Genomic DNA, 21364 nt, shown 5'->3' on the forward strand with positions numbered 1-21364 from the left:
GTTTGTTCCCTCTCTCTCTTCTTTCGTTTTAAAAGCAAATGTGTTAAGCTTTTGAGTGGGTTTTGTCAATCCTAACTAGTAGTCGGAGGGAAATCCAATGAACAAAAAATCAATTCGTGACGTAGATTTAAAAGGTAAGCGTGTATTTTGCCGCGTTGATTTCAACGTACCTATGAAAGAAGGCAAAATTACAGATGAAACTCGTATCCGTGCAGCTCTTCCTACAATTCAATATTTAGTAGAGCAAGGTGCGAAAGTTATTTTAGCAAGTCACTTAGGCCGTCCAAAAGGTCAAGTAGTAGAAGAAATGCGTTTAACTCCAGTAGCAGCACGTTTAGGTGAGCTTCTTGGTAAAGACGTTAAAAAAGCGGACGAAGCATTCGGACCAGTTGCACAAGAAATGGTTGCAGCAATGAACGAAGGCGACGTATTAGTTCTTGAAAACGTACGTTTCTATGCGGGCGAAGAAAAGAACGATGCAGAACTTGCGAAAGAATTTGCAGCACTTGCTGACATCTTCGTAAACGATGCATTCGGTGCAGCTCACCGTGCTCACGCTTCTACAGCAGGTATCGCAGACTACCTACCAGCAGTATCTGGTCTATTAATGGAAAAAGAGTTAGATGTACTTGGTAAAGCACTTTCTAACCCAGAACGTCCATTTACAGCTATTATCGGTGGTGCGAAAGTAAAAGATAAAATCGGTGTAATTCGTCATCTATTAGACAAAGTAGATAACTTAATCATCGGTGGTGGACTTGCTTACACATTCGTTAAAGCTTTAGGTCATGAAATTGGTCTATCTCTATGTGAAGACGACAAGATCGAACTAGCTAAAGAATTTATGCAACTTGCAAAAGAAAAAGGCGTAAACTTCTACATGCCAGTTGATGTTGTAATCACTGAGGAATTCTCTGAAACTGCAACAACTAAAATCGTTGGTATCGACTCTATCCCTTCTAACTGGGAAGGCGTGGACATCGGTCCTAAAACACGTGAAATTTATGCAGATGTAATTAAAAATTCTAAGCTTGTTGTATGGAATGGACCAATGGGTGTATTCGAAATGACTCCATTCGCAGAAGGTACAAAAGCAGTAGGACAAGCATTAGCAGATGCAGAAGATACATACTCTGTTATCGGCGGTGGTGACTCTGCAGCAGCTGTTGAAAAATTCGGTATGGCTGATAAAATGAGCCACATTTCTACTGGCGGCGGTGCGTCATTAGAATTCATGGAAGGTAAAGAGCTTCCAGGTGTAGTTTGTCTTAACGACAAATAAGTAGCAGCCAAAGAAAAAGGACGGTGCAAAGCATGCGTAAACCAATTATCGCAGGTAACTGGAAAATGAATAAAACTCTATCTGAAGCAGTTAGCTTCGTAGAGGAAGTTAAAGGTCAAATCCCAGCAGCTTCAGCTGTTGATGCAGTAGTTTGCTCTCCAGCTCTATTCTTAGAGCGCCTTGTAGCAGCAACTGAAGGAACTGACTTACAAGTAGGTGCACAAAACATGCACTTCGAAAAAAATGGTGCATTCACTGGCGAAATTAGCCCAGTAGCACTTAGCGACTTAAAAGTTGGCTATGTAGTACTTGGCCACTCTGAGCGTCGTGAAATGTTTGCTGAAACAGATGAGTCAGTAAACAAAAAGACTATCGCAGCATTTGAACATGGTTTAACACCAATCGTATGTTGTGGTGAGACTTTAGAAGAGCGCGAAAGCGGAAAAACATTTGATCTAGTAGCAGGTCAAGTGACAAAAGCACTTGCAGGTTTAACAGAAGAGCAAGTTAAAGCAACTGTTATCGCTTATGAGCCAATCTGGGCTATCGGTACAGGTAAATCTTCTTCTTCTGCAGATGCAAACGAAGTATGTGCGCACATCCGTAAAGTTGTTGCAGAAGCTGTTTCTCCAGAAGCTGCAGAAGCTGTTCGTATCCAATACGGCGGTAGCGTAAAACCAGAAAACATTAAAGAGTATATGGCACAATCTGACATCGACGGCGCTTTAGTTGGCGGTGCTAGCTTAGAGCCTGCTTCGTTCTTAGGTCTTCTGGGGGCGGTAAAATGAGAAAGCCAACAGCTTTAATCATTCTTGACGGTTTCGGACTTCGTGAAGAAACTTACGGGAATGCTGTAGCACAAGCTAAGAAACCTAATTTTGATGGTTACTGGAACAAATTCCCTCACACAACGCTTACAGCTTGTGGCGAGGCAGTAGGTCTTCCAGAAGGTCAAATGGGTAACTCTGAGGTTGGTCACTTAAATATCGGTGCTGGCCGCATTGTATATCAAAGCTTAACACGCGTTAACGTTGCAATTCGTGAAGGTGAGTTCGATAAGAACGAAACGTTCCAAAGTGCAATTAAAAGCGTAAAAGAAAAAGGTACTGCACTTCATTTATTCGGTTTACTTTCTGACGGTGGTGTGCACAGTCACATGAACCATATGTTTGCTCTTCTTCGCTTAGCAGCTAAAGAAGGCGTTGAGAAAGTATACATTCATGCATTCTTAGATGGCCGCGATGTTGGACCAAAAACAGCACAAAGCTATATCGATGCAACAAATGAAGTAATTAAAGAAACAGGAGTAGGACAATTCGCGACTATCTCTGGTCGTTATTACTCCATGGACCGTGACAAGCGTTGGGATCGCGTAGAAAAATGTTACCGTGCTATGGTGAATGGTGAAGGCCCTACTTATAAATCAGCAGAAGAGTGTGTAGAAGACTCTTATGCGAACGGTATCTATGATGAATTCGTATTGCCGTCTGTAATTGTTAACGAAGATAACACGCCAGTTGCAACAATCAATGATGATGATGCAGTTATCTTCTATAACTTCCGTCCAGACCGTGCAATTCAAATTGCTCGTGTATTTACAAACGAAGACTTCCGTGAGTTCGATCGTGGTGAAAAAGTACCTCACATTCCAGAATTCGTATGTATGACACACTTCAGTGAAACTGTAGATGGTTACGTGGCATTCAAGCCAATGAACCTTGATAACACTTTAGGTGAAGTTGTTGCGCAAGCGGGATTAAAGCAACTTCGCATCGCGGAAACTGAAAAGTATCCGCACGTTACATTCTTCTTTAGCGGTGGTCGTGAGGCTGAATTCCCAGGAGAAGAGCGTATCTTAATTAACTCACCAAAGGTTGCAACGTATGACTTGAAACCTGAAATGAGCATTTACGAAGTAACGGACGCTTTAGTAAATGAAATCGAAAATGATAAACATGATGTTATCATTCTTAACTTTGCGAACTGTGATATGGTTGGCCATTCTGGGATGATGGAACCAACAATTAAAGCAGTAGAAGCAACTGACGAATGTTTAGGAAAAGTTGTAGAAGCGATTCTTGCAAAAGATGGTGTAGCACTTATTACTGCTGACCATGGTAATGCGGATGAAGAATTAACTTCTGAAGGAGAGCCAATGACAGCTCATACAACTAACCCGGTTCCTTTCATCGTTACTAAGAACGACGTAGAATTACGTGAAGATGGTATCTTAGGTGATATCGCTCCAACAATGCTTACACTTCTTGGTGTTGAGCAACCGAAAGAAATGACAGGTAAAACAATTATTAAATAATTTGCTTATATAAAAAGGAGAGAATTTATTATGTCAACAATTATTGATGTTTATGCTCGCGAAGTCCTTGACTCTCGTGGTAACCCAACTGTAGAAGTAGAAGTTTACACAGAAAGCGGCGCTTTCGGACGCGCTATCGTACCAAGTGGTGCATCTACTGGTGAGCACGAAGCAGTAGAATTACGTGACGGTGACAAATCTCGTTACCTTGGTAAAGGTGTTGTTAACGCAGTAAACAACGTTAACGAAATTATCGCTCCAGAAATCGCTGGTTTCGATGTAACTGACCAAGCTGGTATTGACCGTGCTATGATCGAATTAGATGGCACTCCAAACAAAGGTAAACTAGGCGCTAACGCTATCCTTGGTGTATCTATGGCAGTAGCTCACGCAGCAGCTGACTTCGTAGGTCTTCCATTATACCGTTACCTTGGTGGATTCAATGCAAAACAATTACCAACTCCAATGATGAACATCATCAACGGTGGTTCTCACGCTGATAACAACGTTGACTTCCAAGAGTTCATGATCTTACCAGTTGGTGCTCCAACATTCAAAGAATCAATCCGTATGGGTGCTGAAGTATTCCATGCACTTAAAGCTGTATTACATGACAAAGGTCTTAACACTGCAGTAGGTGACGAAGGTGGATTCGCTCCAAACCTTGGTTCTAACCGTGAAGCTCTAGAAGTAATCATCGAAGCTATCGAAAAAGCTGGTTACAAAGCTGGCGAGAACGTATTCTTAGGAATGGACGTTGCTTCTTCTGAGTTCTACAACAAAGAAACTGGTAAATATGACCTTGCAGGCGAAGGCCGTACTGGCTTAACTTCTGCAGAAATGGTTGATTTCTATGAAGAGCTTTGCAAAGACTTCCCAATCATCTCTATCGAAGATGGTTTAGACGAAAACGACTGGGATGGTCACAAATTATTAACTGAGCGTATCGGTGATAAAGTACAATTAGTTGGTGACGATTTATTCGTAACTAACACTCAAAAACTTGCTGAAGGTATCGAAAAAGGTATCTCTAACTCAATCTTAATTAAAGTTAACCAAATCGGTACTTTAACTGAGACTTTCGAAGCTATCGAAATGGCTAAACGTGCTGGTTACACAGCAGTTGTATCTCACCGTTCTGGTGAAACTGAAGATGCTACAATCGCTGACATCGCAGTTGCAACTAACGCTGGCCAAATCAAAACTGGTTCTATGAGCCGTACTGACCGTATTGCTAAGTACAACCAATTATTACGTATCGAAGACGAGCTAGGCGAAGTAGCTGTTTACGATGGTGTAAAATCTTTCTATAACATCAAACGATAATTGTAGAAAATAAACGACAGACCGTGAGAAATTACGGTCTGTTTTTTTATGCTAAAATTGTTCACCCGTCATAAGTGACATGAAATGTTTGAAGAAGCGGTTATAATCAAAATCAATTGCTATTTGATGACTCGGCCAATCAATAAATGGTTTAGATTCTCCTAAAGAGCGAAATTCTCCAATGCTTGCCCCCTGTGCATAAGATTCTGTCATGACAACGATAGGTGATTTGTGATAGGTAAACATAGAGTTATCAAGTAAAGCGAGTATTGGTATTGTGTCATGGAAGGGGCTCCCCTTTAAATGTGGTAGGGCGTCTTTATAATATCCGTAGTAATAATGATCAAATAACGGTTTGACAAGTGGAGCTTTTCCTTTTGCCTCAATGTATTCTGCCATTTCTGGTGTAATGATGGAGTATTGAGTGACGTTTAATGGGTATATGTACATGCTAGCTGTGGATTGAAGGACTATATTAGCGGCAGTAGGATCGCCATAAAAGTTTGCTTCGGAAATAGGGGTAACATTACCAGGATGTAAAAAGGCACCGCCCATTACGTAGTAAGATTTAACTTGCTTCATTAACTGTTTACATACGATGAATAAAATTGCTAGGGAGGTAAGTCTTCCTAAACTTACAATGATTAATTCATCTTTATACTGTTCAATAAGAGGAATGACTTCAAAAAAATTCTCCATTTCTCCGTTAGTCACATTCACCTTTGGAATAATTGGACCGAGCCCCTGTTTCCCATGTACATCCGTAAAAAACGCAGGTGGGGCACCAGTAAGGGGACGTTCTGAACCACCGAATATCTTGATATTTCTATTCTTTGTTTCGTTATTAAAAAAATGAGCATTTTCTACGGCCATTTTTTTTGGAACATTGCCGTAATCAGCAACGATACCGACAATTTCTATTTCATCGATAAAGAATGCTAAGAGGAGAGCCATCGTATCATCAATCCCAGGATCACAAAAAATGAGAACTTTTTTGGGCATATGGTTCACCACCTATCTTGTTTATCCCGTACAAACCAGCTTGGTGAGGGCTAATAATCAATAAGGATGAGGGGAATCTCATTGATTAAAGTTTCACTTTATATATATGTAAGTTTAAGAATAAAAAGATTATTTTATTGAAATAATAGTCTTTTAAATTCAGAAAATAAAAACTTTTTATATTAGGTCAAGGTTTTTGACGTAATTTTCGTTTAGAAATGCAGTCATATCAAGGTTGTAAGCGTATAACATAGGCTGTTTTTGCTGTCAAGTTGATAAATTGCAGCTTTTTACAATTTATACTATGATAAAGATATTAACAGAAGATCGTATAAACATGAGGGATGATGAACATGAAATTTACAAAGATTCTTGTCCAAATTGCTGCTCTTTACGTTTTTTATATGGTTGGAACTTGGGTACAAGAAATGTTAAATATTCCGATCCCAGGAAGTTTGATTGGAATGTTCCTCTTACTTGTTTTACTTAGCCTAAAAGTTCTTCCAGTGAAATGGTTCGATTTAGGAGCAGAAACACTCGTTGCTATTATGCCGTTTTTATTAATTCCGCCAACGCTTGGCCTAATGAATTACGGTGCTTTTTTTATGAGTAAAGGAATTTCTCTTTTCATTACAGTTGTAGCGAGTACATTTTTAATTATTATTGTCGCAGGACATACAGGACAATATCTTGCGAATAGGAAGGAAAGAGAGTCGCGATGAGCCAAATATTAATCGGAATCGGTTGGGTTCTTTTTACGGTGCTATTATATCAATTATCTAAAAAAATCTATAAATTATTTCCAACACCATTCACCATTCCAATGCTTGTAGCAACTGGATTAATGGCTTTCCTATTTATCGTGCTTGATATACCATATCAACATTATATGGAAAGTGGTGGTGGCTGGATTGCAAAGCTACTTGGACCCGGTGTTGTAGCATTTGCAATTCCTCTTTATAAACAACGTCATGTTCTGCAAAAATATGTTGTACCGATTGCTGGTGGCGTATTAGTAGGTACAACAGTTGCAATCGCTAGTGATTTTGCGATTGCTTCACTTATGGGAACGGATAAAAGCTTAATCTTATCGTCTTTACCAAAATCGGTGACAATGCCAGTTGCGATGAGTGTTTCAGAGCAAGTCGGTGGTGTACCTTCCTTAACAGCAGCTTTCGTTGTTATTGCAGGTATTACTGGAACGATTACAGGACCCCTTTTATTAAAATGGAGTCGTGTTACAAACTCAGTTGGTAAAGGTATCGGATTTGGATGTGCTTCTCATATTATGGGTGTTATGAGAGCGATGAAAAATAACGAACATGAAGGTGTTATTGGATCGGTAACAATGACATTAACAGCAATTTTGACATGTTTACTTGGACCGTTATTTGCGATGATGTTTATGTAATAGAAGAAAAGCGAGAGCGCCTCTATAGCTCTCGCTTTTCTATAGAATTTATGCTACAGTTACAATAACTGAATCTTTGTAGGAGGTACGCCAAGTGCATACGTTATTATCAGTTTTACTTATTATTGTATCGATTTTAATGATTGTTATGGTACTTATGCAGTCTAGTAATAGCTCAGGCCTTTCAGGTGCAATTTCAGGCGGTGCAGAGCAATTATTTGGTAAGCAAAAAGCACGTGGGATTGAAGCGGTATTAAACCGCATTACAATTGTTTTAGCTGTATTGTTCTTCGCATTAACAATTGGTGTTACGTACTTGAACTTATAGAATTGAAAGAAGAAGCGTTAGTAAAATGTACTAATGGTTCTTCTTTTTTTGTTTTGCCATTTGAAAGATGTTTCTAATTAGATTATAGAAATATAAATATGGTACACTAAGACATAGAAAGAATACGACTAGATTACAGAAGAGAAAGAGGAGAAGTACATGATGAAATTAGCATCTCCGAAACCATTTACATTTGAGGGTGGAGACCGCGCTGTTTTATTACTACATGGATTCACAGGGAACTCAGCTGATGTACGTATGTTAGGGCGTTTCTTAGAAAAGAAAGGCTACACTTGTCATGCGCCAATTTATAAAGGGCACGGTGTACCACCAGAAGAGCTTGTTCATACAGGGCCTACAGATTGGTGGCAAGATGTAACGGAGGCATATCAGCTTTTAAAAGATAAAGGTTTTGAGAAAATTGCTGTTGTTGGATTGTCACTTGGCGGCGTATTTTCTTTAAAATTGGGTTATACAGTACCGGTTTTAGGTGTAGTACCAATGTGTGCACCTATGTATATTAAGAGCGAAGAAACGATGTACCAAGGTATATTGGCATATGCCCGCGAATATAAAAAACGTGAGCAAAAATCACCAGAACAAATTGAACAAGAAATGTTGGAATTCCAAAAGACACCGATGAATACATTAAAAGCATTACAACAATTAATTGCTGACGTACGTAACAATGTGGATATGATTTATGCGCCAACATTTGTTGTACAAGCACGTCATGACGAAATGATTAATACAGATAGTGCTAACATTATTTATAACGGTGTAGAATCTACGTTAAAAGACATTAAATGGTACGAAGACTCTACGCATGTCATTACACTTGATAAACAACGTGACGAGCTACATGAGGATGTATATAACTTCTTGGAGCAACTAGATTGGTAAGATCTAGTTGCCTCTTTTTTTCATAAGGAATTTTTTGTGAAAACTGTAAAAATCATAAGGGGAGTATTGAAGTTTCACTTTATACATCCTCTATCTTTCGGATACACTAAATAATATAAGGTTTTAAAGGAGGTATTTTTGCTTGGAAGAAATCATACAAGAACATATTGATAAGTTGTTATTATTTATGAGAGAAGAAGCGTATAAACCGCTAACGATACAAGAGTTAGAAGAGGCATTTGGAATTGAAGGTTCTGAGGGCTTTAAAGATTTCGTAAAGGCACTTGTAACGATGGAAGAGAAGGGACTTGTTATTCGTACTCGTAGCAACCGTTACGGTCTTCCTGAAAAGATGAATTTAATACGCGGTAAGTTAATTGGACATGCACGTGGTTTTGCATTCGTTGTACCAGATGAGAAGAAAACGGGAGACGATGACCTTTTCATACCGCCTACAGAATTAAACGGTGCGCTTCATGGCGATACAGTATTAGCACGCCTTAGTTCCCAATCGAGTGGTTCGCGTCAAGAAGGTTCAATTGTACGCATTTTAGAACGCGGAACGAAAGAGTTAGTTGGTACATATACAGAATCGAAAAACTTTGGGTTCGTTATACCTGACAATAAGCGCTGGACAAGTGACATTTTCGTATTGAAAAGTGCATCTATGGGCGCTGTAGAAGGTCATAAAGTAGTTGTGAAAATTACGAGCTATCCAGAGAATCGTTTAAGTGCAGAAGGTGAAGTTATTCAAATTCTAGGTCATAAAAATGATCCAGGAGTAGATATTTTATCTGTCATTCATAAACATCACTTGCCTTTAGCGTTCCCTGAAGAAGTGATGGAACATGCAAACAGTGTACCAGAAACGATTTCAGAAGAAGATTTAAAAGATCGCCGTGATCTACGTGACCAAATGATCGTAACGATTGATGGTGCAGATGCGAAAGACTTAGATGATGCTGTTACAGTAACGAAGCTCGAGAACGGTAACTACAAGCTTGGCGTTCACATTGCGGACGTAAGTCATTACGTTCAAGAAGGTTCTCCAATTGATGTTGAAGCAGCGGAAAGAGCGACGAGTGTGTATCTTGTTGACCGTGTAATTCCGATGATTCCACACCGTCTATCTAACGGGATTTGTTCATTAAATCCGAAAGTAGACCGTCTGACATTATCTTGTGAAATGGAAATCAACAACTTAGGTGATGTTGTTAAACACGAGATTTTCCAAAGTGTGATTAAAACAACAGAGCGTATGACGTATGCTGACGTAAGAAGCATTTTAGAAGATGAGGACGAAGAGTTAATTAAGCGTTATGAGCCATTAGTACCGATGTTTAAAGAGATGGGCCAATTGGCACAAATTTTACGTGAAAAACGTATGCGCCGTGGTGCAATTGACTTTGACTTTAAAGAAGCGAAAGTATTAGTGGATGAAGAAGGAAAACCGACAGACGTTGTCATGCGCGATCGTTCTGTATCAGAGAAGTTAATTGAAGAATTTATGCTTGTTGCGAATGAAACAGTAGCAGAGCACTTCCACTGGATGAACGTACCATTCATGTACCGTGTCCATGAAGATCCGAAAGAAGATAAGCTTGAGCGTTTCTTCGAGTTTGTAACGAACTTCGGATATGCAGTAAAAGGACGTGCGAATGAAGTGCATCCTCGCGCGCTACAACAAATTCTTGAAATGGTTCAAGGACAGCCAGAAGAAGTAGTTATTTCAACAGTTATGCTTCGTTCTATGAAGCAAGCTCGTTACGATGCGGATAGTTTAGGACATTTCGGTTTATCAACTGAGTTCTACACACATTTCACATCACCAATTCGTCGTTACCCAGATACAATTGTTCATAGATTAATTCGTGAATACATTATTAATGGTAAAGTCGACAATGAAACGCAAGCAAAATGGCGTGAAAAATTACCTGAGATTGCAGAGCACTCTTCTAATATGGAACGCCGTGCTGTTGAAGCAGAGCGTGAAACAGATGAGATGAAAAAAGCAGAGTATATGGTTGATAAGATCGGTGAAGAGTATGACGGTATGATTAGCTCTGTAACAAACTTCGGTTTATTCGTAGAGCTTCCAAATACAATTGAAGGTCTTGTACACGTTAGTTATTTAACGGATGATTACTACCGTTATGACGAGCAACATTTCGCTATGATCGGAGAACGTACAGGAAACGTATTCCGCATCGGTGACGAAATTACAATTCGCGTTATTAACGTAAACAAAGACGAGCGTGCAATCGACTTTGAAATCGTTGGTATGAAAGGCACACCTCGCCGTAAGTTCAAAGATCGTCCAGTCGTTATCGAGCAGCCAAGAACAGGCAGAAAGAAACGCGGTGGACGTAGCGAGCGCAGTAATGAGCGCGGCGGTGAACGTGGCACAGGTAGAAAATTTGACCGTGGTGGTAAAGGAAAAGGAAGAGGATCTGCATCTGCATCCGCTTCTGCTAGCCAGCCGGGAAAAAAAGATGGTAACGGTAAGAAGAAAAAAGCATTCTTCGAAAACGTACCAGGATTCAAGAAGAAAAAGAAAAAGCGTAAGTAAGAAAAGAGTGGCTTCGCTTTGATGAAAAGCGGGGCCGTTTTCTTTTTTCTTCGTGGCTTGAGAGCGAGCCACTTTCGCTTTTTATCGGAATCCAGCTACAGTGGCTAGAATGTTTGGCGGCTTCGCTTCTTCCCCAGAGGCAAAGAGCGCCTCAAGGTCAGAAGCTCCATCCATCTCACATTCTGAGCGAGCCACTTTCGCTTTTTGATGGAATCCAGCTACAGTGGCTAGAATGTTTGGCGGCTTCGCTTCTTCCCGAGAGGCAAAGAGCGCCTCAAGGTCAGAAGCTCCATCCATCTCACATTCTGAACGAGCCACTTTCGCTTTTTATTAACATTTGTTACAATAGTAAAAATAGAGGAGGGACGTTCTATGCCAAAGGGTACAGGTAAGGTTATTGCACAGAATAAAAAAGCATTTCATGATTATTTCATCGAAGAAACATACGAAGCAGGGCTTGTCCTTCAAGGAACGGAAATTAAGTCGATTCGCGCTGGACGCGTAAACTTGAAAGATGCGTTTGCACGTGTACATAATGGTGAAGTATGGGTTCATAATATGCACATTAATACGTACGAACAAGGGAATCGTTTCAACCATGATCCACTTCGTACGAGAAAATTACTTCTGCATAAAAAAGAAATTGATAAACTAGCGGGCGCTGCGAAAGAAACAGGTTACGCATTAGTTCCACTTAGAATTTATTTGAAAAATGGATTTGCAAAGATGGCACTTGGTTTAGCAAAAGGTAAGAAGCAATATGATAAACGTCACGATTTAAAAGAGAAAGAAGCTAAACGTGAAATTGCACGCGCGTTCCGTGATCGCCAAAAGATGTAATACAGATATTTACATTTGTAAAATGGAGCGCGTATGTTATAATAACTTATGTAAGGTTGTTGCACATTGAAAAACAGCTCTTAGTAGCTATCACGATATTTTCTTCGTATGCTCCATTTTTATCATGGGGACGTTACGGATTCGACAGGGATAGTTCGAGCTTAGGTTGCGAGTCGAGGGGATCGGCCTCGTTAAAACGTCAAAGCCTATAATTGGCAAACAAAACAATCTTTCTTTAGCTGCTTAATTGCACTAAAGGTTCCTCCCTCCATCGTCCATGTGGTAGGGTAAGGGACTCAAACTAAGTGGACTACGCCGGAGTTCGCCGTCTGAGGACAAAGGAAGAGAACAACCAGACTAGCAACTTGGAAGCCTGTCGATAGGCCGAAGAGTTCGCGAAATGCTAATATATCGACTACACTCGTAGAAGCTTAAGTGCCGATATTTTTGGACGTGGGTTCGACTCCCACCGTCTCCACCAATACATATTTGGTGGTTTTTTTATTTTGTATGTGATATGAACCATAACTTTGCCAGGTTGGCGAGGTTATGGTTCTTTTTGTTTGTGGTTTTATAGAATGCTGAAGTTGATGGGACGATATCCCTGAAATAGAAAATGAAGAAATGGTTATTGACGATAAGCAGGTAGATAATATAGCTGCTAGTAAACGCCCAATTGTTGAGTTCTTATTATTTTTTCACTTTATTCGAATCTTCACATGTTTTGTGTTTTTATCCATACCTATTGTAAGATTATATAGAGTTCTCCTAATAAACTGTTTTAATGGATTATTTAGGGGGTTTAAATTTATAAATCTTAAATTATTTTTTCGAGATAATTTTTTATCTAAATAATTTATATTGAAGTAGAGGTGAACCATCGGTGAAGCAGGTGTTGGTGATTAAAAATGAACGGTCTTCAGCAAAGAAAATCGTAAGCGGTTTAACGCAAGAAGGCTACTTCATTTTAAAACTTCACAATGAAAACGAAGGTTTAAATATAATATATGAACAAGATTGGGATATTATCATATTGGATTGGGATTCATTAAGTATATCTGGACCAGAAATTTGCAGACAAATACGACTTGTTAAAACGACACCGATCATTATTGTGACTGACAATATTTCTAGTAAGGATTGCGTAGCAGGGTTACAAGCAGGAGCAGATGATTATATAAGAAAACCATTTGCGAAAGAAGAATTAGTAGCAAGGGTTCAAGCTATTTTAAGGAGAAGCGACTGTAACCAGCAAAATGAGACAACCTTTTATCAGTTTAAAGATCTCTTTGTTGATGCATCTAGCAATATTGTGAAAAAAGGTGGTAAAAATCTCTCGCTTACGAAGCGCGAGTACGATTTACTTGTATTTTTAATCAAAAACAAAAACACAATATTGAGCCGTGAAATGCTTTTGAATCAAGTTTGGGGATATAACGTAGTAGTAAATCCAAATGTAGTAGATTTATATATTGGTTATGTAAGAAAAAAGTTAAAGTGTGAGAAGAAAGACAGATATATTCAAACGATACACGGCAGAGGCTATTCAATGATTGAATAATAAAAAACGAGTAAAACTATTTCATTTAGTTTTACTCGTTTTTTTATTAAATATGATGATTAAATAGTTCGTGAGAAGTATTAAAAGATGTAAAAAATATTTCTATCAGGTAATGGATTATGAAAACATTAGCTATTAATGAGCATTTTTTGCAGGGGAAATTATGGTTTATAAGGTGCTCATCTTTTGGGTATTGTGTAGGGGACGATTCTAGCGCGCATTAGTTGAGACCGGATCTAATGAAAGTGTCTACTCGAAAAAAATCGACACGCTCTGAAGAATAAAGGTTAATCAACACGCCCGACTTCATATATTACTTTGTGTGTCTGATTTTATGAATTCACACCATTCACAAGATTTTCACAGAATTAATGACTATACTAATTAACAGGATGTTCAAATGAAAATGATTATCAATAGCGATTCAATTGAATGAAAATTACTTTCTAATTCAATCTATGGATGTCATCATTTTCGAAATAAATCACACTATAAGGAGTATACATATGAAAAAATCTATGCTTTTAAAATTAGTGAGTATTCTAGCAATTTTTACTTTAATGTTAGTGGCTTGCTCAGATTCAAGTAAAGAAACTTCGAAGGCTAATAATAAAGATAATGGTAGTGATAAGCCAAAAACGGTTGAAATCACTGATGCTCATGGAACTGTTAAAGTCCCTGTAAACCCAAAGAATGTAGTTGCTTTGGATAACAGAACGTTTGAAACTTTATCTGATTGGGGAATTAAATTAGCGGCTGCTCCAAAGGATATCATGCCTGCTGATTCAGCATATAAAAAGGATGAAAAAGTTCAAAATATTGGGAATCACCGTGAACCAAATCTAGAAATTATTGCAGCGGCAAATCCTGAACTTGTAATTGTTGGTCAAAGATTTGCTGACCATTACGAAGAAATCAAAAAATTAGTACCAAATGCAGCAGTTATTGATCTTAATTTTGATGTTTCTGAGAAAGCTACTAAGCCTGGCGAAAACTTAGTAAAAGGACTTAAAGATTCTACAATTACTTTAGGAAAAATCTTTAATAAAGATAAAGAAGCTAAACAATTAGTAGCTGATTTTGATAAATCTATTGAAAAAGCAAAATCTGCTTATAACGGAAAAGATAAAGTTATGAGTGTTATCGTTACTGGTGGTAATATTGGTTTTGCTGCTCCGCATTCTGGTCGCGTTTGGGGACCAATGTATGAAATTTTCGGTTGGACTCCAGCGTTAGAAGTTTCAAATTCTACTGCAGGTCATAAAGGTGATGACGTTTCTGTTGAAGCTATTGCACAAACAAATCCTGATTGGATTTTCGTATTAGATCGTGATGCTGCAACATCTGATGCAGCTAAGTCAACACCTGCTAAGGATGTTATTTCTAAATCACCTGCTCTTCAAAACACAACTGCTGTTTCTAAAAAACAAGTTATTTATGCACCAGAAGATACTTACACAAATGAATCAATTCAAACTTATATAGAGTTATTTGGAAATATGGCAAAAACTTTAGCTAAGTAGTGTAAAGGAGTACGAAACAGTGTCAAAAAATATAATTTCTAGGGTTGAGAATATTTCTCAACCCCAGTTTTATAATCACAATAAATTATGGACAAAACCTTTTATAATAGCGATTATAGTTGTTATAATTTTAGGGATTATATCACTGTTTACTGGAGTTTATGATATACGTGGACAAGAGGACGGGACAGAGATGTTTTTCATAACTCGTGTTCCGAGAACAGCTGCATTAATGCTTACTGGAGCTGCGATGGCGATGGCAGGGCTCGTAATGCAACTCATTACACAGAATCGCTTTGTTGAACCTACTACAACGGGGACTATTGAATGGTCAGGCTTAGGCCTGCTTTTTGTGTATTTATTATTTCCTGCCCCGACTTTAGTTCAAAGAATGACTGGTGCAATCATTTTTTCTTTTATAGGAACTATGATTTTCTTTCTATTTTTAAGAAGAGTTAAGCTTCGTTCGTCTTTAATTGTTCCGATTATTGGATTGATGCTTGGAGCAGTAATTTCTGCAGTGTCTACTTTTTTAGGACTCCTTTTTCAAAAGACGCAAAGTATTGAAACTTGGTTTGTAGGTTCATTTGCTAACGTTCAGGTCGGAAGATATGAATATTTATGGCTGATTGTTATCATTACTTTTCTTATTTTTATGTATGCTAACAGATTGACTTTAGCTGGACTAGGAGAAGATGTCGCAACAAGTCTTGGAGTTAATTACAATAGAATTGTTCTTTTTGGGACTGCTCTTATCTCGGTTGCAATTGGAATTGTTGCAGCTGTTATTGGACACTTACCTTTCTTGGGATTAATTGTGCCAAATATCGTTTCAATGTTTAGAGGTGATGACCTTAGGAGTAATTTACCTTGGGTTTGTGTGATCGGAATGGGATCAATAACTGCCTGTGACATCATTTCTCGAACAATTATACAGCCTTTTGAATTACCTGTTTCTTTAATACTTGCAACAGTGGGAGCAGTCGTGTTTATTACTATTTTATTGAGAAAAAGAAAACCAAGGAGGCTACGATGATCACATTAGAATATAGAAAAAAAGAAAATGTCGAAATCGATTCTAGCCTTCATAATGAAAGTAGATCAGCTAGTGCTTTTCGGTCTAAGAAGGAAGCAAGACGTTATTGGATTTTACTGATAACATTGATTGCTTTAGGTCTTCTTTCTTCATATGGCCTTTTAGTTTATAACAATCCAGTTCCGATAGATTCACCTTCTTTTATCCCAGTTGTTAAGAGAAGGATAGTAGCTATTGTTGCAATGATTATTGCTGCGGTTTGCCATAGCTTGTCGACAGTTGCCTTCCAATCTATTACGAATAATAAAATTATTACTCCATCGCTTTTAGGTTTCGAATCACTTTATTCAGCAATTCAAACGAGTACAGTATTCTTCTTTGGTGCTAGTGCGTTAATAAATTTTAATGGAATTGGATCATTTTTATTCCAAGTTGTTGTTATGGTCTTCATGAGTTTGATACTTTATGGATGGTTACTTTCCGGCAAATACGGGAATTTACAACTTATGCTTTTAGTTGGAATTATTATTGGTACCGGGCTAAATTCTGTGTCAACTTTCATGAGAAAACTACTTGCGCCTTCAGAATTTGATATTTTACAAGCAAGATTATTTGGTTCTGTTAATCATGCAGATCCTGCATATTTTCCTATTGTAATTCCTATGATCATAATTGTAGCAGTATTAATTTTTGCTCATTCTAAGAATTTGAACGTTTTGTCACTAGGAAAGGATGTTGCTACTTCTTTTGGAGTTAAATACCAACCTAGTGTAATTTATACGCTTGTATTAGTAGCTATTTTAATGTCCATTTCAACAGCTCTAATTGGGCCACTTACTTTCTACGGCTTTTTAGTGGCAACTTTGAGTTATCAGGCAGCGTCAACTTATGATCATAGATATATTTTTCCGATGGCTTTTGCTATAGGATTTTTAATAATGACGAGCGCATACTTTTTAATGTATCATGTATTCCATGCTCAAGGTGTAGTTTCAGTTATTATTGAATTATTTGGTGGAATCATATTCTTAATTATAGTTTTAAGGAAGAGGGCTTTATGATAAAAATTGATAATGTTAAAAAGTTCTATACTGATAAGGTAAAAATAGGACCTTTGGATATTGAAATACCAAAAGCAGGCTTTACTTCTTTAATTGGACCAAATGGTGCTGGAAAGTCAACGACACTTTTGATGATTGGCAGACTTTTAGATATGGATGAAGGCCAAATTCAGGTAGCAAATATGGATGTTTCTGAATCCAAATCAAAAGACTTAGCAAAAGTTTTGACTATATTGCGACAAGAAAATCATTTTGTAACTAGGCTTACAGTTAGACAATTAGTTGGATTTGGGCGCTTTCCTTATTCAAAGGGAAGGTTGACTAAAGAAGATGAGGTTATCATTTCTAAATATATCGATTTCTTAGATTTAACTAGTTTAGAGAATAGATATTTAGATGAGCTTTCTGGTGGTCAAAGACAAAGGGCATATGTAGCGATGGTACTGTGCCAAGAGACGGAATATGTACTTTTGGACGAACCTTTGAACAACCTTGATGTTGCTCGTTCTGTTCAAATGATGGAGCATTTAAGACGTGCAGCTAATGAATTTGGAAGAACAATTTTGACGGTTATGCATGACATAAATTTTGCAGCTAAATACTCGGATAAAATTTGTGCTATGAAAGATGGACAAATTGCTGCTTTTGGAACAGTAGAAGAGGTTATGGACTCAACACTTTTGACAGATATTTTTGAAACAAAAATAGAAATTATTAATGGTCCTTATGGGCCAATAGCAGTTTATTAGTTATAAAATGTCTTGCGTAGATTATGCAAGACACTCTAGTTGAAGTTGCTGTCTGTATTTTATAGGCAGCAGCTTTTTTTATGTGATTACTCATAAAATGCAAAAGAATGCTTCACCTTTTCAAGTATGTACCAAGTGGAAAAAATATCTCTGTATAATTTTTCAAAAGAATTCAGCTTGTTTTTTTATATGTAATATTGCATATCAGAGTGTATTGATAAAAGTGTAAGGGGTCACTATAATGAGGGCATAAAGATAAATCATATTTTCGTAGCAATAAAAAGGAGGAAATAATATGGAAATCGCAATGGCAGTTTTAAAATTTGTAGGTGGCGTAATCCCGTTAATTCAAGAACTTTTAAAAGCATTTATGTAAATTTATTAGTTAGCAATCATTTATCAATCATTATCATATTTTACTAAAAAAAGAACGGGGTGATTTTTCTGAATATTAAGAAAAACACTAAAAGAAGAAAGTTCCTTGCATGTTTATTAGTTAGTCTATGCACTATTAATTATTCATCTATTTCCTTCGCAGAAACACAAGCAAGTAATGCAACTGATGTAACCAAAAATGCTAGTGGCATTGATACTGGTATAGCAAATCTTAAATATAATAATCAAGAGGTTTTAGCTGTAAATGGTGATAAAGTAGAGAGTTTTGTTCCGAAAGAAAGTATCAATTCAAATGGTAAATTTGTAGTAGTAGAACGCGAAAAAAAATCACTTACAACGTCACCAGTCGATATTTCAATTATTGATTCTGTAGTGAATCGCACGTATCCAGGAGCTGTACAACTTGCAAATAAAGCTTTTGCAGACAATCAACCGAGTTTATTAGTGGCTAAGAGAAAGCCTTTGAATATTAGTATAGACTTACCGGGCATGAGAAAAGAAAATACAATCACTGTCCAAAATCCGACATATGGTAATGTAGCTGGAGCAGTAGACGATTTAGTATCTACTTGGAATGAAAAGTATTCTACAACACATACGTTGCCTGCAAGAATGCAGTATACGGAATCCATGGTTTATAGTAAATCGCAAATCGCAAGCGCTCTTAATGTTAACGCTAAATATCTTGATAACAGTCTAAACATTGATTTTAATGCGGTTGCAAATGGAGAGAAAAAAGTGATGGTAGCGGCGTATAAGCAAATATTTTATACGGTAAGTGCTGAACTACCTAACAATCCATCCGACCTTTTTGATAATAGCGTTACTTTTGATGAGTTAACTCGAAAAGGCGTAAGTAATTCGGCTCCACCTGTTATGGTTTCAAATGTAGCTTATGGTAGAACGATTTATGTAAAATTAGAAACAACATCTAAGAGCAAAGATGTACAAGCTGCTTTTAAAGCCTTACTTAAGGATAACAGCGTTGAAACAAGTGGACAGTATAAAGATATTTTTGAAGAAAGTACCTTTACTGCTGTAGTATTAGGCGGAGATGCGAAAGAGCATAACAAGGTTGTTACTAAAGATTTCAATGAAATCCGAAATATTATTAAAGATAATGCTGAATTAAGTCTTAAAAATCCAGCATACCCAATTTCATATACAAGTACTTTCTTAAAAGATAATGCAACTGCTGCTGTTCATAATAATACAGATTATATTGAGACGACAACTACAGAATATTCAAGTGCTAAAATGACACTTGATCATTACGGTGCTTACGTTGCTCAATTTGATGTATCTTGGGATGAATTCACATTTGACCAAAAGGGTAACGAAGTACTAACACATAAAACATGGGATGGTAGCGGAAAAGACAAAACGGCTCATTACTCTACAGTTATCCCTCTTCCACCGAACTCAAAAAATATAAAAATTGTAGCAAGAGAATGTACAGGTCTTGCATGGGAATGGTGGAGAACAATTATTAATGAACAAAACGTTCCATTAACAAATGAAATAAAAGTTTCAATTGGAGGAACAACATTATATCCAACAGCTAGTATTAGTCATTAAGTATAAAAAAAGCGCCCTATAAGTAGGGCGCTTTTTTACTTAGTCACAAATTTTATTTTGTATCGGTATGTTTTTAGGTTTTGTAAATCATCAACTATAAGGTGGGGATATTGTGAAGACGAAAAGCTACATGTTTTTCGTCTTTTTGTTCTCTTGCTTAATAAGAAAGATCCTGCAACTCAGTACAGGATCTTTAATCAAACGTATTTAAAAACTAAATTGTGGTTTCATATCACCTTTATAAGGTTCATGTTCAACGAATATAGTTATATCCTTACCAGCTTGGTCTTTACCAGTTCTTTTATACGTAAATTTATTCTTATTTAGTTCAGTAAGTTCAAGAGCAGCACCGTATTTGTTATTTCCAATTGAAACATGGGCTCTTATTTTATTTTCGTGTACAACATCGAAGTAGCCATAATCACCGCGGCTTTGACCTGTTTCGCTATTGAAAAACTCATATTTATTAGATTTGTCATCAAATTTTGCTAAACTTATAAAATTCGAATTAAACTGTGTTACATCGTTACCAGCTTCGTCTAATACCTTTGTTCCGTGCCAAAGGGTGCCGCCTAAAATTTTATCTCCATCAACGTTTTTAACAATATCTCCTGTAGTCGTGTTCAGCTGCTTGTCCGGATCAGTGAAAGAAAGTTCTTTTTCTTTATATGGGACATGTTCAACGAAAACTTCTACATCTTTACCGTTAGCGTCTTTCCCCATTCGTTTATAAGTAAATACATTTTTATTTAGTTTTGTCATGTCAACGACAGCTTGATACTTCATTGATTCTGAAATTAATATTCTCTTCTTCCCATCATTTGTGACAAAGAAAGTTCCTTTATCACCACGACTTGCACCTGTTTTAGCATCAAAAAATTCATATCTGCCGGACTTCGCATCATATTTTGCAAGACCAATGAAGTTTGCATTCTCTTTTGTTAAGTCATTCTTATCTTTGTCATACACTCGTGTACCTTGCCAATTTGTCTCGCTAAGAATATTAGCCATTTTTTGCCCTTTAGTTAATTTATTTTCCTTTTTTGTTTCTTTAGCAACTTGTTCTTGTTTTTGTTTCCCATGATTTTCTTCAGCTTTAGTACCAGCACACCCTGTTAATGCTAATGTGAATCCGAGCAGTACGGATGATAGTGCTTTTGCTTTTTTGTTCATGTTTTATCGTCTCCTTATTTTATGATTTCAAGTAGTACGGTTAGCGATTATAGTAGCAGTGCGTCATATATGAACTTAGTTGCTACGTTTCTTATGTTAATACCCGACTATAAACTGCCTCTAAATAAAACATTAAAAAAAGATAAACTAATTCCTAAAATTTGTTCATATTTATAAAAAGGTCTTTTACATGGGGTGAATGTAAATTTGTCATTTTGAAAATGGCGTAATCACATTGGGGTATACACATTATGCTTACATTGCGATTTTTGCTGTGATGTTATACTGTATATAAGATTTTATGTGTGTATG

19 protein-coding genes and 1 other RNA gene are annotated in these 21364 nt (G+C 37.2%); 17 read left to right on the forward strand and 3 right to left on the reverse strand.

Translation table 11 applies throughout. The annotated features are described in order from the left end of the window. Positions 1-97 precede the first annotated feature (97 nt). The 4 genes from ACTFO4_RS11885 to eno are packed head-to-tail and all read left to right on the forward strand — an operon-like array spanning position 98 to position 4922. A complete protein-coding gene (locus ACTFO4_RS11885) occupies positions 98-1282 on the forward strand; it encodes a phosphoglycerate kinase (protein ID WP_001036350.1) in 1185 nt (394 codons plus the stop codon). A gap of 32 nt (positions 1283-1314) precedes the next feature. Then, entirely contained in the window at positions 1315-2070 is a 756-nt protein-coding gene (gene tpiA, locus ACTFO4_RS11890; protein ID WP_001231038.1) for a triose-phosphate isomerase, read from the forward strand. Then, positions 2067-3596, forward strand: a complete 1530-nt coding sequence (gene gpmI, locus ACTFO4_RS11895; RefSeq protein WP_001231152.1) for a 2,3-bisphosphoglycerate-independent phosphoglycerate mutase — start codon at positions 2067-2069, stop codon at positions 3594-3596. The genes tpiA and gpmI overlap by 4 nt, the downstream gene beginning before the upstream one ends. A 30-nt stretch (positions 3597-3626) precedes the next feature. Then, a complete protein-coding gene (eno, locus tag ACTFO4_RS11900) occupies positions 3627-4922 on the forward strand; it encodes a phosphopyruvate hydratase (RefSeq protein WP_000103955.1) in 1296 nt (431 codons plus the stop codon). A gap of 51 nt (positions 4923-4973) precedes the next feature. Here eno and ACTFO4_RS11905 read toward each other — a convergent pair whose 3' ends face one another. Then, positions 4974-5924 (reverse strand): nucleoside hydrolase, encoded by a 951-nt coding sequence (locus ACTFO4_RS11905; RefSeq protein WP_224201254.1) that lies wholly within the window; start codon positions 5922-5924, stop codon positions 4974-4976. Between the two features lie 353 nt (positions 5925-6277). Between ACTFO4_RS11905 and ACTFO4_RS11910 the strand changes: the two genes are divergently transcribed. The 5 genes from ACTFO4_RS11910 (at position 6278) to rnr (ending at position 11135) form a co-directional block, all read left to right on the forward strand. Further along, positions 6278-6646: a CidA/LrgA family holin-like protein gene (locus ACTFO4_RS11910; protein ID WP_000673222.1), complete on the forward strand. Its 369-nt coding sequence runs from the start codon at positions 6278-6280 to the stop codon at positions 6644-6646. After that, entirely contained in the window at positions 6643-7335 is a 693-nt protein-coding gene (locus tag ACTFO4_RS11915; protein WP_000078304.1) for an LrgB family protein, read from the forward strand. The genes ACTFO4_RS11910 and ACTFO4_RS11915 overlap by 4 nt, the downstream gene beginning before the upstream one ends. A 94-nt stretch (positions 7336-7429) precedes the next feature. After that, positions 7430-7663, forward strand: coding sequence for a preprotein translocase subunit SecG (secG, locus tag ACTFO4_RS11920; protein WP_000557262.1), 234 nt, complete (start codon positions 7430-7432; stop codon positions 7661-7663). A gap of 162 nt (positions 7664-7825) precedes the next feature. Further along, complete coding sequence (estA, locus tag ACTFO4_RS11925; protein ID WP_000761986.1) at positions 7826-8566, forward strand: carboxylesterase; 741 nt, start codon at positions 7826-7828, stop codon at positions 8564-8566. Positions 8567-8708: 142 nt separating this feature from the next. Further along, positions 8709-11135 carry a ribonuclease R gene (gene rnr, locus ACTFO4_RS11930; protein ID WP_000391087.1) on the forward strand — a complete coding sequence of 809 codons (2427 nt, stop codon included), beginning with the start codon at positions 8709-8711 and terminating at the stop codon, positions 11133-11135. A gap of 81 nt (positions 11136-11216) precedes the next feature. Here the strand turns inward: rnr and ACTFO4_RS11935 are convergent, their stop codons facing one another. Then, positions 11217-11453, reverse strand: coding sequence for a hypothetical protein (locus ACTFO4_RS11935; RefSeq protein ID WP_326234954.1), 237 nt, complete (start codon positions 11451-11453; stop codon positions 11217-11219). A gap of 54 nt (positions 11454-11507) precedes the next feature. On the opposite strand from ACTFO4_RS11935, the gene smpB reads away from it, so the two are divergent. The 8 genes from smpB (at position 11508) to alo (ending at position 19879) form a co-directional block, all read left to right on the forward strand. Beyond that, complete coding sequence (gene smpB, locus ACTFO4_RS11940; RefSeq protein WP_001123919.1) at positions 11508-11975, forward strand: SsrA-binding protein; 468 nt, start codon at positions 11508-11510, stop codon at positions 11973-11975. 126 nt (positions 11976-12101) lie between these two features. Next, positions 12102-12456: a transfer-messenger RNA gene (ssrA, locus tag ACTFO4_RS11945) on the forward strand. 402 nt (positions 12457-12858) lie between these two features. Then, on the forward strand, positions 12859-13536 hold the full coding sequence (locus tag ACTFO4_RS11950; protein ID WP_025686663.1) for a response regulator transcription factor: 678 nt from the start codon (positions 12859-12861) through the stop codon (positions 13534-13536). Positions 13537-14042: 506 nt separating this feature from the next. Beyond that, positions 14043-15059: a siderophore ABC transporter substrate-binding protein gene (locus tag ACTFO4_RS11955; protein ID WP_063246369.1), complete on the forward strand. Its 1017-nt coding sequence runs from the start codon at positions 14043-14045 to the stop codon at positions 15057-15059. Positions 15060-15078: 19 nt separating this feature from the next. Then, positions 15079-16095, forward strand: coding sequence for an ABC transporter permease (locus ACTFO4_RS11960; RefSeq protein ID WP_440013703.1), 1017 nt, complete (start codon positions 15079-15081; stop codon positions 16093-16095). After that, positions 16092-17156: an iron chelate uptake ABC transporter family permease subunit gene (locus ACTFO4_RS11965; RefSeq protein WP_326234952.1), complete on the forward strand. Its 1065-nt coding sequence runs from the start codon at positions 16092-16094 to the stop codon at positions 17154-17156. The genes ACTFO4_RS11960 and ACTFO4_RS11965 overlap by 4 nt, the downstream gene beginning before the upstream one ends. Next, positions 17153-17905, forward strand: coding sequence for an iron ABC transporter ATP-binding protein (locus ACTFO4_RS11970; protein ID WP_000590071.1), 753 nt, complete (start codon positions 17153-17155; stop codon positions 17903-17905). The genes ACTFO4_RS11965 and ACTFO4_RS11970 overlap by 4 nt, the downstream gene beginning before the upstream one ends. 435 nt (positions 17906-18340) lie before the next feature. Next, a complete protein-coding gene (alo, locus tag ACTFO4_RS11975) occupies positions 18341-19879 on the forward strand; it encodes an anthrolysin O/cereolysin O family cholesterol-dependent cytolysin Alo (protein ID WP_000576727.1) in 1539 nt (512 codons plus the stop codon). 207 nt (positions 19880-20086) lie between these two features. On the opposite strand, the gene ACTFO4_RS11980 is transcribed toward alo, so the two are convergent. Further along, complete coding sequence (locus ACTFO4_RS11980) at positions 20087-21052, reverse strand: DUF4822 domain-containing protein (RefSeq protein WP_001034143.1); 966 nt, start codon at positions 21050-21052, stop codon at positions 20087-20089. Between the last annotated feature and the right edge of the window lie 312 nt (positions 21053-21364).

Source organism: Bacillus cereus group sp. MYBKT14-1 (assembly GCF_051915185.1).
Lineage (GTDB): Bacteria > Bacillota > Bacilli > Bacillales > Bacillaceae_G > Bacillus_A > Bacillus_A cereus.